We start from the raw sequence: 13,109 nt of genomic DNA, 5'->3' as shown, positions 1-13,109 counted from the left end.
GATGTGACTCGGGTCACAGAAAGAAAAGGGAAGGGCGGGAAATAACCGGGGATCGTTTCCCCGTTTAGCCATGTGTCCGAGCGAAACGGGGAGCAAGTCCCCGGATCGCACAGCAACTCCCGAGGAGTACGCCGTGACCACCGCCGCCCCCGTACAGCACAAGGCGCCCCGGCCGCGCGCCGACGCCCTGCGCAACCGGGAGCGGATCGTCACCGCCGCCCGCGAGATGTTCGTCGAGTTCGGGGCCGATGTGCCGCTCGACGAGATCGCCCGCCGGGCCGGCGTCGGCAACGCCACGGTGTATCGCAACTTCCCGGACCGCGACGCCCTGGTGCGGGAGGTCGTCTGCTCGGTCTTGGACCGCACGTCCGAGCAGGCCGAACGGGCGCTCGCCGAGACCGGCGACGCCTTCGAGGCCCTGTCGCGCTTCGTGCACGCCTCCGCCGACGAGCGGATCAGCGCGCTCTGCCCGATGGTCTCCAGCACGTTCGACAAGCACCACCCGGATCTGGTCGCCGCGCGCGAGCGGATCGAGCAGCTGGTCGAGGAGATCATGGAGCGCGCCCGGAAGGCCGGGCAGCTCCGCACCGACGTGGGTGTCGGAGACGTGATGATCAGCGTGGTCCAGCTCTCCCGGCCGCCAGCCGGCGCGGGATGCCTGAGCCTCGACCTCTTCGTACACCGTCATCTGCAGCTGTTCCTGGACGGTCTGCGGGCACCGGCCCACTCCGAACTGCCAGGCACGGCCGCGACCATGGAGGACCTGCGGCAAGCATGACCGATCAGTCATGACCGATTAGTTCGGCGCCCAGCGCCAGTCACCACTCGCAACACGCAACGCGCACAAAACTTCCGGCCGTCACCGACGAAGACGTCACCGACGGGTCGTCCCTTTACCTCATCCTTTTTCGCTACGAAGTCCCGGAGTGGGTACCCCCATGTCTGAAACAGACCAGGCCACCGCCGCCAAGGCGCCGGCTTCCGATCCCAACCGCTGGAAAGCGCTGACCTTCATCGCGCTCGCCCAGCTGATGGTCGTGCTCGACGCGACCATCGTGAACATCGCCCTGCCCTCCGCCCAGCAGGACCTGGGCATCTCGGACGGCAACCGGCAGTGGGTCGTCACGGCCTACGCCCTCGCGTTCGGCGGTCTCCTCCTCTTCGGCGGCCGGATCGCCGACCTGTGGGGCCGTAAGCGGGCCTTCGTCGTCGGCCTGATCGGGTTCGCCGCGGCCTCCGCGCTCGGTGGCGCGGCCACCAACGAAGCCATGATGTTCGGCGCCCGCGCCCTCCAGGGCGTGTTCGGCGCACTGCTCGCGCCCGCCGCGCTCTCCCTGCTCGCCGTGATGTTCACGGACGCCAAGGAGCGCGCCAAGGCCTTCGGCATCTACGGTGCGATCGCCGGTGGCGGTGGCGCCGTCGGCTTCATCCTCGGCGGTGTGCTGACCGAGTACATGGACTGGCGCTGGACGTTCTTCGTCAACATCCCGTTCGCGATCGCCGCGGCGCTCGGCGCGTACTTCGTCATCCGTGAGCCGGAGGGCGGCCGCAACCGCAACCCGCTCGACATCCCCGGCGTGCTGCTGTCCACCCTGGGCCTGGTCGCGCTGGTCTACGGCTTCACCCGCGCCGAGTCCGACGGCTGGGGCGACTCCGTGACCGTCGGCATGTTCGTCGCGTCCGCGGTCCTGCTGCTCGCGTTCGTCGTCACCGAGGCCAGGGTCAAGGCCCCGCTGCTGCCGCTGCGCGTGATCACCGACCGCAACCGTGGCGGGGTGTACCTCTCGCTCGGTATCGCGATCATCGCGATGTTCGGCACGTTCCTGTTCCTGACCTACTACCTGCAGATCGTGAAGGGCTACTCGCCGATCAGCACCGGCTTCGCCTTCATGCCGATGATCGTCGGCATGATGGTCGGCTCGACCCAGATCGGCACGCGTCTGATGACCCGCGTTCCCGCGCGGCTGCTGATGGGCCCGGGCTTCCTGGTCGCCGCGGTCGGCATGCTCCTGATGACGCAGCTGGAGATCGGCTCGTCGTACGCCTCGATCATCCTGCCGGCGATGCTCCTGCTCGGTCTCGGCATGGGTACGGCGTTCATGCCGGCCATGTCCCTGGCCACCCTGGGCGTCGAGCCCCGGGACGCCGGTGTCGCCTCCGCGATGGTCAACACCTCGCAGCAGGTGGGCGGTGCGATCGGTACGGCCCTGCTGAACACGATCGCCGCGTCGGCCACGACCTCCTACATCGCGGACCACATCGGCTCCGCGACCTCCCGCTCCCAGCAGCAGCTGGTCCAGCTTCAGGGCCAGGTGCACGGCTACACCAACGCGATCTGGTTCGCCGTCGGGATGCTGGTGCTCGCCGCGGTCATCGTCGGCACCCTCGTCAACGCCGGCAAGCCCGACATGACGGCGACGGCCACCGGCACGGGTGACGAGGCCGAGGACGAGCTGCCGGTCCCGGTGATCGCACACTGACGGGACGACGCGGGGTCACCCACTGACCCTCGTACGTACGCAGTGGTGGGGACGACTTCGTACGTACGAATCCGGGATCTGCCCCGGCTCCATGAGCGGTGGAGCCGGGGCAGATTCATGCCTTGAACGAACGCGATCTCAACGAAGCCAGGGCAGATCCGCGCCGGCGTCCTTGGGCTGAAGTCCTTCGGCGATGATCTGCAGGGCCTCGCCGAAGGCCTTCTGCTGGTCCGGGGAGAGCCGGTTGAAGACGGCCCGGCGGACGGCGTCGACATGACCCGGAGCGGCCTGCATCAGGACCTTCAGGCCCTGGTCCGTGATGATCGCGAACTGTCCGCGCTTGTCCGAGGGGCAGTCCTCGCGCCGCACCCAGCCGCTCTTCTCCAGCCGGGCAACGGCATGGGAGAGCCGGGACCGCGTGATCTTCATCTTCATCGCGAGTTCGGTCATCCGCAGCTGCCTGTGCGGTGCCTCACTGAGACACGCGAGCAGAACGTAGTAGATGTGCGGCATCTTTGCGTCGCGCTGGAGCTGACGGTCGAGATGGTCCTCAAGGAGTGCGGTGGCGTGCACATACGCACGCCAGACGCGCTGCTCCTCCTCGCTGAGCCAGCGCGGCTCTTCGGTGTGTGCCGTGTCCATGTACCTACTGTAGACGACCTCTCCTTGAATTTTAAACGAAAGAGAGCTATTGTCCTTTTCAGATAAGTTGAGCATTCAAGTATGAGACTCAAAGCAAGATCAACTATGAGATCCCGGAGGGGAGCCGCCGCCATGTCTGCCGCCACCGAGGAACGTGCCGTCCCCGAGCGCATGCCCGCGCTCTACCTCTCGCACGGAGCCCCGCCGCTGGCCGACGATCCCGTCTGGCCCGGCGAACTGGCAGCCTGGTCGGCCGACCTGCCGCGCCCCAAGGCGATCCTCATGGTCTCCGCCCACTGGGAGGAGGCCCCGCTGGCCCTCGGCGCGGTCGAGACCGTCCCGCTCGTCTACGACTTCTGGGGCTTCCCCGAGCACTACTACCGGGTCCGCTACGAGGCTCCCGGCGCCCCCGAACTCGCCGAGTCCGTACGCAAGTTGCTGCGTGCCCCCGGCATCCCGGTGCAGGACATCCCCGACCGCGGCCTCGACCACGGGGCGTACGTCCCGCTCGTCGAGATGTTCCCGGCCGCCGACATCCCCGTACTCCAGATCTCGATGCCCACGCTCGACCCGGTCCGCCTGATGGACATCGGCCGCAAGCTGGCACCGCTGCGCGACGAGGGCGTCCTGATCGTCGGCTCCGGCTTCTTCACGCACAACCTCGCGGCCCTGCGGCACACGGGCGGCGGAGTCCCTTCCTGGTCGAGCGAGTTCGACGACTGGGGGCGCAGGGCCCTTCAGGCCGGTGACATCGACGGTCTGCTCGACTTCGAGCGCAAGTCCCCGGCGGGCCGCCTCGCCCACCCCCGCACCGAGCACTTCGCCCCGCTCTTCGTGACGATGGGTGCGGCGGACGCGGTGGGCGAGCTGAAGGACCAGAAGTCCGTCATCGAGGGCTTCTGGGTGGGCATGGCCAAGCGGTCGGTGCAGTTCGGCTGAGGGCTGTTCCTGGTACGGGGAGAGCCCCTACAGTTCTTTTTCGTACCAGGCCACGTCCCAGTACCGTCCGAACTTCCGCCCGACCTCGCGATACGTGCCGACGTACCGGAAGCCGAAGCGCTCGTGGAGTCGTACGGACGCCTCGTTCGGCTGGGTGATTCCCGCGTACGCCCGGTGCAGGTCCTGAGAGGCCAGATCCTCGAACAGGGACTTGTACAGCAGCGTGCCGATGCCGCGTCCGCCCGCGTCGGGGGCGAGGTAGATGGTGACCTCGACGGAGGTGCCGTAGGCGGGCTTCACCCTGTAAAGGCTGGATGTGGCGTAACCCAGAATCTCCTGTGAGTCCACGTCTACGGCAACCTTCAGGCGGTGCGGACCGTCTTCAGGGTGGGAGAGCAGCCAAGAGCGGCGTTCTTCCGGAGTGAAGACCGCGGTATCGAAAGTGATGGGCGTCGCGCGTACGTAGTGGTTGTAAAGGTCGGTGAGGGCTTTGAGGTCAGCCTCGACTCCCGGCCTGACCAGCACCTCTGTACGTTTCGACGACATCTGCCCTCCCTTTGTGGCGGAACAGGATACTGCAAGATCAGAAAATTTGAGGGGCCGGTTGGGAATTCTGTCCGGATTCCAGTCGTTGAATCCATCGGAGGCAGGGCACCCGGAAGGGTGGCCGAACCCCACAGATGACCCGCAAGCCACCACGTAAGGGAGCACGCATGGCAACCCGTGCCGTCGCCCGTCGCAAGTCCGCCTCCGGCGAGACCGACGCGGCACGCAGCGCTCGCGCGGGCGAGATCGCCGACCGCGACCTGGTCGGCATGTACCTCGACGAGATCGCGCGTACGCCGCTGCTCGACGCCGCCAAGGAGGTCGAGCTGTCCCAGATCATCGAGGCGGGTGTGTTCGCCCAGCAGATCCTCGACGGCGAGGTGACCGACGCCAAGGCGGAGGCCTCCCGTGAGGAGCTGGAGGCGCTGGTGGCCGACAGCGAGCGGGCCAAGGACATCTTCATCCGGTCCAACCTGCGCCTGGTCGTCGCGGTCGCGCGGCGCTATCCGCGCAGCGGCCTCCCCCTGCTCGACCTGATCCAGGAGGGGAACGCCGGGCTGGTGCGCGCGGTCGAGAAGTTCGACTACCGCAAGGGCTTCAAGTTCTCGACGTACGCGACCTGGTGGATCCGTCAAGCCATCACGCGCTCGATAGCCGACCAGTCGCGGACCATCCGGCTCCCTGTCCACCTGGTGGAGGAGCTGGGCCGGATCCGCCGCGTGCAGCGCGAGTTCAACCGCGAGCACGGCCGGGAGCCGGAGCCCGCGGAGATCGCGGCGGAGCTGGGCTCGAACCCGGAGCGCGTCATCGACGTGCTGGACTGGGCCCGCGACCCGGTCTCGCTGAACATGTCGGTGGACGACGAGGGCGACACTCAGTTCGGCGACCTGCTCGAGGACACCTCGGCGGTCTCGCCCGAGCAGTCCGTGCTCACGCTGCTGCGCAGCGAGGAGCTCGACGACCTCATCGGGCGGCTCGACCAGCGCACGGCCTCGATCATCAAGATGCGGTACGGCATAGAGGACGGCCGTGAGCGCACGCTGACCGAGGTCGGCAAGGAGCACGGCCTCACCCGCGAGCGCATCCGCCAGATCGAGAAGCACGCGCTGCTGGAGCTGAAGAAGCTGGCCAGGCAGACCGGGTTCGACGCGGCGGCGTAACGCCTCACGGCGACGCTTCTCGATGGCTCGCACACCGGACCGAATACGCCTGCATCAACCGCTTGAGCTTGGGCACAAGCCTTCAGGGCCCAGGCTCCCAGAGCCAAGTCCCGACGCTATCCCCCCCGGCGCCGGGACTTCCCCAGAGCCGAGCCTCCGGCGCCTCTCCCCCTGGCGCCGGGGCTCGGCTCGATCTCTGCGAGAGGCGGGGACAAGCGAAGGGCCACCCCGGACCTGAACCCCGGGGTGACCCTGTGGACACATTGTGTCACGAGGGCGGTCTCTGTGGCCCATACCAAGTGAGCGGGACTGGTGAAGCTCCCTCACCTCGGGGCTGATGGAGCCCCCTGGCCTCCGGCCGCCGCTCGGCTCAAGCGGCCCCCCAACTCCCGTACGCACTGGACCAGTTCCGGCGGTTCATGGACCGTGAACTCGCAGTCCACCATCGCGAGCCGTACCGCCATCCACTCCACCGAGTCGCCCACGGCGGCCCGTAGCCGGCAGCTGTGGTCGTCCAAGGGCTCGGGAGTGCCGAGCCACTTGGGCAGGCGGGCCGCGATGAACTCCGCGGGCGCCGCGAACGTCACCTCCAACTCGTACGTCTCCTGCCGCCGGTACATCGACTGCCGCAGATACTCGGCCGCGCTCCCCGTCGGCAGCTCGCGCGGCGCGAAACGGGCGCCCGTCGCGAAGGGCTCGGAGACCCGGTCGACGCGGAACGTACGCCAGTCCTCGCGGTCGAGGTCGTACGCGACGAGATACCAGCGGCGGCCGGTCGACACCAGACGGTACGGCTCGGTCAGGCGCTTGGAGGGCGTGCCGTCCCCCGAGCGGTAGGCGAACCGCAGCCGTTCATGGCCCGCGACCGTCGAGGCCATCACGGTCAGCGTCTCGGGTGCGATGCTCGCCCCGTCCCCACTGGTCAGGGGAGTGGTGGCGGCCTGAAGCGTGGAAACCCGGTGGCGCAGCCGGCTCGGCAGGACCTGCTCCAGCTTGGCGAGCGCCCGTACGGAGGCTTCGTCGACGCCCTCGACGGCGTGCCCGGCACCGGCCCGCAGCCCGACCGCGATCGCCACCGCCTCCTCGTCGTCGAGCACGAGCGGCGGCATGGCCTTCCCGGCGACCAGCCGATATCCGCCGTCCGCTCCCATCGTCGCCTGCACGGGATAGCCCAGTTCCCGCAGCCGGTCGACATCCCGCCGTACGGTCCGCCGCGAGACCCTGAGCCGGTCGGCGAGCTCACCGCCGGGCCATTCGCGCGGGGTCTGGAGCAGGGAGAGGAGCTGGAGGAGCCGGGCCGGGGTGTCGGTGGTCATGGGGTGTCTCCCTCTCGGCTGTGTTCTTCGGCTGTGTTTTTCGGCTTCTCCGAGGATGCCCGACTACTAGGACATGATCTGACCTACTGGGCCTCTAACTTCGAAGCATGACCTCAACCGAGACCCCTCTCAACAGCCCGGCCACCACGGCCGACCGGCGACGATGGATAGCCCTCGCCATCGTGATGACCGCGGCCTTCATGGATCTGGTCGACGTCACGATCGTCAACATCGCGATCCCGTCGATCCAGCGGGACGCCGGCGCGTCGGTCAGTCACATCCAGTGGATAACGGCCGGATACGCGCTCGCCTTCGCCGCCGGCCTGATCACCGGCGGGCGGCTCGGCGACATCCACGGCCGTAAGCGCCTCTTCCTCATCGGCATCGGCGGATTCACGCTCGCGTCGGCACTCTGCGGATTCGCCGTGAACCCCGAGATGCTGGTCGCCTCCCGCATCCTCCAGGGCGGTATGGCCGCGCTGATGGTGCCGCAGGTGCTGTCGATCGTGCACGCCACCTTTCCGGCGCACGAACGCGGCAAGGTGTTCGGCCTGTTCGGTGCGGTCGTCGGGCTCGGGGCGGTGTCCGGTCCGCTGCTGGGCGCGCTGCTGACCGAGTGGAACCTGTTCGGTCTGGAGTGGCGGCCGATCTTCCTCATCAATCTGCCGGTGGGCATCGCGGGCCTGATCCTCGGCCGCCGCTACATCACGGAGTCCAAGGCCCCGCAGGCCCTCAAGCTGGACCTCGTCGGTGTCGCCCTCGTCACCCTCGGCCTGCTGATGCTGCTCTACCCGCTGACCCGCGGCCGTGAGCTGGGCTGGCCGATGTGGGGTTACGTCTCGATGGCCGGCGCGCTCGCGGTGTTCGCGGCGCTGGTGGCGTACGAGAAGAGGAAGACCGTGCGGGACGGTTCGCCGCTGGTCGAGCTCTCCCTCTTCAAGGTCAAGAGCTTCGCGGCGGGCATCGCGGTGCAGACGGTCTTCGGGATCGCACTCGGCATCTTCTTCCTGGTGTGGACGTTCTACATGCAGACCGGCCTCGGTTGGGGCGAGCTGCGTGCCGGCCTGACGGGCGTCCCCTTCTCGATCGCGGTGTCGATGGCGGCCGGACTCTCGGTACAGAAGCTGACGCCGCGGTTCGGGCGCAAGGTGCTCCAGGCGGGCGCGCTGCTCATGGCCATCGGTGTCCTGATCTACATCTGGGAGTCCGAGCGGTACGGCCTGTCCATCGCCCCCTGGCAGATGGCGCTTCCCCTGGTGGTCATGGGTGTGGGCATGGGCCTGATCGTCGCCCCGCTGACGGACGCGATCCTCTCCGAGGTGCCGCGCGAGCACGCCGGCTCGGCGTCCGGCCTGATCAGCACGGTCCAGCAGATGGGCAACGCGCTCGGGCTCGGCCTGGTGTCCGTGGTCTTCTTCGGCACGATGTCCGACCACCTGCCGCGGGCCGAGGTGGGCGCGGCCTTCGTCGACGCCTTCCAGAACGCGCTGATCTGGGTCGCCGCGGTGATGACGGCCATCTTCCTGCTGATGTTCGCCCTGCCGAAGCGGCCGGCTCAGCATGTGGAGGGCGACGAGACGACGCCCGCCGTCGCAGTGGACAAGGAGCCCGAACTCGTGGGCTGACGCCGCCAGTTCAAGCTGATCCTGCTCGAGCCGTCAGGCCCGGTCCCTCTCTGGGGCCGGGCCTGACGGCTGTCCCATGTCCTGCCCATGCCCCGCCCGTGCCCTGCACTCGAGCTCCTGGCACCGTCACGCCGATGTCCGTTCATGCCCACTTTTACGTCCGCGCCCGTTTGCATGGCTGAAATCCGGGCGTACTCTACGAGTGAAACCACACGTTCGGGCATGAACGGAGGTGAACGGACATGTATGCACCGGAGCGACAGCAGGAGATCCTCCGGCTGGCGCGTGACGGTGGCCGCGTGGACGTGGTGTCGCTGGCCGAGGAGTTCCAGGTCACGGCCGAGACGATCCGGCGGGACCTGAAGGCGCTGGACCGCGCGGGCCTCGTACGCCGGGTGCACGGCGGTGCCATCCCGGCCGGCCGGCTCGACTTCGAGCCCGATCTGGCCGAGCGGGAGACCACCGCGGCCGACGAGAAGGACCGCATCGCGCAGGCCGCGCTCGCCGAACTGCCCAGCAACGGCACGATGATCCTCGACGCGGGCACGACGATCGCCCGGCTCGCCGGGGCCCTCCCGCTGGAGGCGACGCTCACCGTCGTGACGCACAGCCTCCCCATCGCGGCCCGCCTCGCCGACCATCCGGGCATCCAGCTCCACCTCGTCGGGGGGCGCGTACGGCACCGTACGCGCGCCGCGGTCGACGCCTGGGCGCTGCGGGCGTACGGCGAGATCCGTGCCGATGTCGTCTTCCTCGCCACGAACGGCTTCTCCCTCGAGTGCGGACTGACCACGCCCGACCTCGCCGAGGCCGCCGTGAAGCGCGCGGCCCTCGGCGCCGCGCGCCGTGTGGTGCTGCTCGCCGACTCCGCCAAGCACGGCCAGGAGCACTTCGCGCGCTTCGGCGCCCTCGACGACGTGGACGTTCTGATCACCGACAGCGGGCTGAGCCCCGAAGACGCGACCGCTCTCAAGCGCGGCGGCACGGAAGTGGTGCGTACATGATCCTCACGGTCACCCCCAATCCCTCGCTCGACCGGACCTACGAGATCCCCTCGCTCGACCGCGGCGAGGTCATCCGGGCCACCGGCGAACGCATGGACCCGGGCGGCAAGGGCGTCAACGTCTCGCGGGCGGTCACCGCGGCCGGCCGGCGCACCGTCGCCGTACTGCCGCTCGGCGGCGCCCCCGGCTCCCTCGTCGCCACCTTGCTCGACGCGCAGGGCATCGAGGTCGCGCCGGTCCCGGTCGCCGGGGCGACGCGCTCCAACATCGCGCTCGCGGAGGCCGACGGGGTACTCACGAAGATCAACGCACCGGGACCCGAACTCACCTCCACCGAGGAGGAGTTGCTCCTGGAGACGGTACGGACCCAGTCCCGTGACGCCTCCTGGATCGCCTGCTGCGGCAGCCTGCCGCGCGGCCTCGCCCCGTCCTGGTACGCCGCACTGGTCGCCCGAGCGCACGCCGCCGGCACCCGGATCGCACTGGACACCTCGGGGCCGGCACTGCTCGCGGCCCTGCGTGAACGCCCCGACGTCGTCAAACCGAACGCCGAGGAACTGGCGGAAGCGGTCGGCCGTCCCCTCGCCACCATCGGTGACGCGGTCAAGGCCGCCGAGGACCTGCGGGAACAGGGCGCCGGTGCGGTGCTGGCCAGCCTCGGCGCGGACGGGCAGTTGCTCGTCGAGGCCTCGGGCGTGTGGTTCGGCAGCGCCCGGGTCGACGTGGTCCGCAGCAATGTGGGCGCGGGCGACTCCTCGCTCGCCGGTTTCCTCATCGCCGGCGGCAGCGGCCCCGACGCCCTCGCCTCCGCCGTCGCACACGGCGCCGCGGCCGTCCAGCTCCCCGGCAGCGTGATGCCGGGCCCGGCCGACCTCGACCCCTCCGCCGTGACCGTCACGTCGGCGGTTCCGGTGGATCGCGTACTGACGGAGCCGGTGTCATGAACTTCCGTACTGCCACCGCTGATTCGGCCCGCACGACCTGTGCGTCCCGTAGGTCTCGTACGACCTCTGGATCGGCCCTGAAGCGGCGGGGCCTGCCCCTCCCCGCCGCAGCCGGGGGGAGGCGGGGTTTCCCCGACCCCGCCTCCGCCTTCCCCGCTGACCTCGGCATATGTGACACTTCCGGCAATTCAGTCACGGCTGAGTACGCCACCTCTGAACGCAGCCCGTCTGAACCCAGCCGGTCTGAACGCACCACCCCCGTCCCCGCCCATGACTTTCCCCGGGCGATACGCGTGCGAAGGAGCCCGCGATGAGCGAGATGATCACCGCGGATCTGGTCGATCTCGACCTGTCCGCCGATACGAAGGAAGCGGCGGCGCGCGCCCTCGCCGAGCGCATGGTGACCAAGGGCCGGGTGACCGACCTCGAAGGCTTCCTCGCCGACGTGGCCGCCCGCGAGGCCCAGATGCCGACCGGCCTCGACGGCGGCATCGGCATACCGCACTGCCGCAGCGAACACGTCACCGAGCCGACGCTGGCCTTCGGGCGCAGTGCGGCCGGGATCGACTTCGGCGCTCCCGACGGGCCCGCCGACCTGATCTTCCTGATCGCCGCTCCGGCCGGCGCCGACGACGCCCACCTCACGATCCTGTCGTCGCTGGCCCGGCAGCTGATGAACACCGAGTTCACCTCCGCGTTGCGGGCAGTGGACGACGCGGAGGGGGCAGCCGCCCTGATCCGCGGGAACGAGCCCGCGGTGGCGGCGCAGGTCGCCGGCACGGCGGGCAGCACTGAAGACTCCGCGGCCCCGCCGACAGGAGCGGCCTCCGTCGAAGCCGCCGCGGACACCTCGGCCCCGGGTACGACCACCGAGGACGGCCCGGCCCCGGAGAGCGGCGGCTCCGACGAGGGCGCGGCCGGCCGGCCGTTCCGTATCGTCGCCGTCACCTCCTGCCCCACCGGCATCGCCCATACGTACATGGCGGCCGAGGCGCTGGAGAACGCGGGCCGCGACAACCCCGACGTCGAGGTCGTCGTCGAGCCGCAGGGCTCGGCGGGCTTCAACCGGCTCGACCCAGCCGTCATCGCCGCCGCGGACGGCGTGATCTTCGCGCACGACGTGCCCGTACGGGAGAAGGACCGGTTCGCCGGGAAGCCGACCGTGGACGTCGGCGTGAAGGCGGGCATCAACCGGCCCGCCGAGCTGATCGCCGAGGTCCGGGCGAAGGCCGAGCGCGGCGAGGCCACCGCGGCCGCGAGGCCCGGCGGTACGCCGGTCGAGCGAACCGGAGAGCCCGGCGAGGGCTACGGCTCCAAGCTCCGCAAGTGGCTGATGTCCGGCGTCAGTTACATGGTCCCGTTCGTCGCCGCGGGCGGTCTGCTCATCGCCCTCGGCTTCGCGATCGGCGGCTACCAGATCAACGAGGCCAAGTCGGTCACCGAGCACTTCGACTGGGGCCAGGTCGACAGCTGGGGCGCGCTGCTGTTCCAGATCGGTGGAGCGGCGTTCGGCTTCCTCGTTCCGGTCCTCGCCGGCTACATCGCCTACGGCATGGCGGACCGACCAGGACTCGTGCCCGGCTTCGTCGGTGGCGCGATCTCGGTGACGATCGGCGCGGGCTTCCTCGGCGGTCTGGTGGCCGGTCTGATCGCCGGTGGTGTCGTCCTCGGCATCCAGCGCGTGAACATCCCGGCTCCACTGCGCGGCATCATGCCGGTGGTGGTGATCCCGCTGATCTCCTCGGCGGTCGTCGGATTCCTGATGTTCGTGGTCATCGGCAAGCCGATCGCCGAGGCACAGGAGGGCCTGACCGACTGGCTGAACGGCCTCAGCGGCACCAACGCCATCCTCCTCGGCGTGTTGCTCGGCCTGATGATGTGCTTCGACCTCGGCGGCCCGGTCAACAAGGTCGCATACACCTTCGCGACGGCCGGTATCTCCGTGGCGGCCCCCAGCGACTCGGCGATGAAGATCATGGCGGCGGTCATGGCGGCCGGCATGGTGCCCCCGCTGGGCATGGCCCTGGCCACCACGATCCGCAAGAGGCTGTTCACCAAGGCCGAGCAGGAGAACGGCAAGGCGGCCTGGGTACTGGGCGCCTCCTTCATCTCCGAGGGCGCGATCCCCTTCGCGGCAGCGGACCCGCTGCGGGTCATCCCGGCCTCGATGGCGGGCGGCGCGGTCACCGGCGCCCTGGCCATGGCCTTCGGCTCGACCCTGCGCGCCCCGCACGGCGGCATCTGGGTCACCTTCCTGATCGGCAGGCCCTTCCTCTACCTCCTGGCCATCGCAGCCGGCACGGCGGTAACAGCGGGTCTGGTGATCGCCCTGAAGGGCATGCGCAAGACCAAGCCGGCGGGCGAAGCCGAGACGCCGGAGGCGGCGGCTTCAAAGGCCAAGGAGCCGGTGGCTGCCTGACCTCCACGAGACGCGCTGTGGCCCAGGACGCAAG

Annotated in this window: 11 protein-coding genes; 8 read left to right on the top strand and 3 right to left on the bottom strand. The window is 69.4% G+C overall.

From position 1 onward, the window contains the following. The first annotated feature begins 133 nt into the window (after positions 1-133). Both IEZ21_RS43785 and IEZ21_RS43780 read left to right on the top strand, forming a co-directional pair. Entirely contained in the window at positions 134-778 is a 645-nt protein-coding gene (locus IEZ21_RS43785) for a TetR/AcrR family transcriptional regulator (RefSeq protein WP_189327383.1), read from the top strand. A gap of 160 nt (positions 779-938) precedes the next feature. Continuing rightward, the gene (locus tag IEZ21_RS43780) at positions 939-2,480 is read left to right on the top strand and encodes an MFS transporter (protein WP_189327382.1); all 1,542 of its coding nucleotides are present in this window, start codon (positions 939-941) and stop codon (positions 2,478-2,480) included. Between the two features lie 138 nt (positions 2,481-2,618). Here IEZ21_RS43780 and IEZ21_RS43775 read toward each other — a convergent pair whose 3' ends face one another. Further along, complete coding sequence (locus tag IEZ21_RS43775) at positions 2,619-3,122, bottom strand: MarR family winged helix-turn-helix transcriptional regulator (RefSeq protein ID WP_189327381.1); 504 nt, start codon at positions 3,120-3,122, stop codon at positions 2,619-2,621. 132 nt (positions 3,123-3,254) lie between these two features. Between IEZ21_RS43775 and IEZ21_RS43770 the strand changes: the two genes are divergently transcribed. Next, positions 3,255-4,061, top strand: a complete 807-nt coding sequence (locus IEZ21_RS43770) for a dioxygenase family protein (protein ID WP_189327380.1) — start codon at positions 3,255-3,257, stop codon at positions 4,059-4,061. 27 nt (positions 4,062-4,088) lie between these two features. On the opposite strand, the gene IEZ21_RS43765 is transcribed toward IEZ21_RS43770, so the two are convergent. Beyond that, positions 4,089-4,607 carry a GNAT family N-acetyltransferase gene (locus IEZ21_RS43765; protein ID WP_189327379.1) on the bottom strand — a complete coding sequence of 173 codons (519 nt, stop codon included), beginning with the start codon at positions 4,605-4,607 and terminating at the stop codon, positions 4,089-4,091. A gap of 167 nt (positions 4,608-4,774) precedes the next feature. On the opposite strand from IEZ21_RS43765, the gene IEZ21_RS43760 reads away from it, so the two are divergent. Continuing rightward, positions 4,775-5,767 (top strand): sigma-70 family RNA polymerase sigma factor, encoded by a 993-nt coding sequence (locus tag IEZ21_RS43760; RefSeq protein ID WP_189327378.1) that lies wholly within the window; start codon positions 4,775-4,777, stop codon positions 5,765-5,767. A 323-nt stretch (positions 5,768-6,090) separates the two neighbouring features. Here the strand turns inward: IEZ21_RS43760 and IEZ21_RS43755 are convergent, their stop codons facing one another. Beyond that, entirely contained in the window at positions 6,091-7,083 is a 993-nt protein-coding gene (locus IEZ21_RS43755; protein ID WP_189327377.1) for a helix-turn-helix transcriptional regulator, read from the bottom strand. A 107-nt stretch (positions 7,084-7,190) separates the two neighbouring features. Here IEZ21_RS43755 and IEZ21_RS43750 point away from each other — a divergent pair, with 107 nt between their 5' ends. The 4 genes from IEZ21_RS43750 to IEZ21_RS43735 all read left to right on the top strand — a co-directional run bounded on the left by IEZ21_RS43750 (position 7,191) and on the right by IEZ21_RS43735 (position 13,075). After that, a complete protein-coding gene (locus IEZ21_RS43750) occupies positions 7,191-8,708 on the top strand; it encodes an MFS transporter (protein ID WP_189327376.1) in 1,518 nt (505 codons plus the stop codon). A gap of 242 nt (positions 8,709-8,950) precedes the next feature. Continuing rightward, on the top strand, positions 8,951-9,712 hold the full coding sequence (locus IEZ21_RS43745; RefSeq protein WP_189327375.1) for a DeoR/GlpR family DNA-binding transcription regulator: 762 nt from the start codon (positions 8,951-8,953) through the stop codon (positions 9,710-9,712). Beyond that, positions 9,709-10,656 carry a 1-phosphofructokinase gene (gene pfkB, locus IEZ21_RS43740; protein WP_189327374.1) on the top strand — a complete coding sequence of 316 codons (948 nt, stop codon included), beginning with the start codon at positions 9,709-9,711 and terminating at the stop codon, positions 10,654-10,656. The genes IEZ21_RS43745 and pfkB overlap by 4 nt, the downstream gene beginning before the upstream one ends. Before the next feature lie 310 nt (positions 10,657-10,966). Then, positions 10,967-13,075, top strand: a complete 2,109-nt coding sequence (locus IEZ21_RS43735) for a PTS fructose transporter subunit IIABC (RefSeq protein ID WP_189327373.1) — start codon at positions 10,967-10,969, stop codon at positions 13,073-13,075. The last annotated feature ends 34 nt before the right edge of the window (positions 13,076-13,109 follow it).

The organism is Streptomyces flaveus (assembly GCF_014647675.1).
GTDB classification, from domain to species: Bacteria; Actinomycetota; Actinomycetes; order Streptomycetales; family Streptomycetaceae; genus Streptomyces; species Streptomyces flaveus.
The sequence above is the reverse complement of the archived record's forward strand: the minus strand, read 5'-3'. Positions and strand labels throughout refer to the sequence as shown.

Bases quoted from the DNA above. Each gene is read 5' to 3' on its own strand.
- IEZ21_RS43750 (WP_189327376.1), top strand. From the start codon at position 7,191: ATGACCTCAACCGAGACCCCTCTCAACAGCCCGGCCACCACGGCCGAC.
- IEZ21_RS43765 (WP_189327379.1), bottom strand. From the start codon at position 4,607: ATGTCGTCGAAACGTACAGAGGTGCTGGTCAGGCCGGGAGTCGAGGCT.
- pfkB (WP_189327374.1), top strand. From the start codon at position 9,709: ATGATCCTCACGGTCACCCCCAATCCCTCGCTCGACCGGACCTACGAG.
- IEZ21_RS43775 (WP_189327381.1), bottom strand. From the start codon at position 3,122: ATGGACACGGCACACACCGAAGAGCCGCGCTGGCTCAGCGAGGAGGAG.
- IEZ21_RS43770 (WP_189327380.1), top strand. From the start codon at position 3,255: ATGTCTGCCGCCACCGAGGAACGTGCCGTCCCCGAGCGCATGCCCGCG.
- IEZ21_RS43735 (WP_189327373.1), top strand. From the start codon at position 10,967: ATGAGCGAGATGATCACCGCGGATCTGGTCGATCTCGACCTGTCCGCC.
- IEZ21_RS43755 (WP_189327377.1), bottom strand. From the start codon at position 7,083: ATGACCACCGACACCCCGGCCCGGCTCCTCCAGCTCCTCTCCCTGCTC.
- IEZ21_RS43780 (WP_189327382.1), top strand. From the start codon at position 939: ATGTCTGAAACAGACCAGGCCACCGCCGCCAAGGCGCCGGCTTCCGAT.
- IEZ21_RS43760 (WP_189327378.1), top strand. From the start codon at position 4,775: ATGGCAACCCGTGCCGTCGCCCGTCGCAAGTCCGCCTCCGGCGAGACC.
- IEZ21_RS43745 (WP_189327375.1), top strand. From the start codon at position 8,951: ATGTATGCACCGGAGCGACAGCAGGAGATCCTCCGGCTGGCGCGTGAC.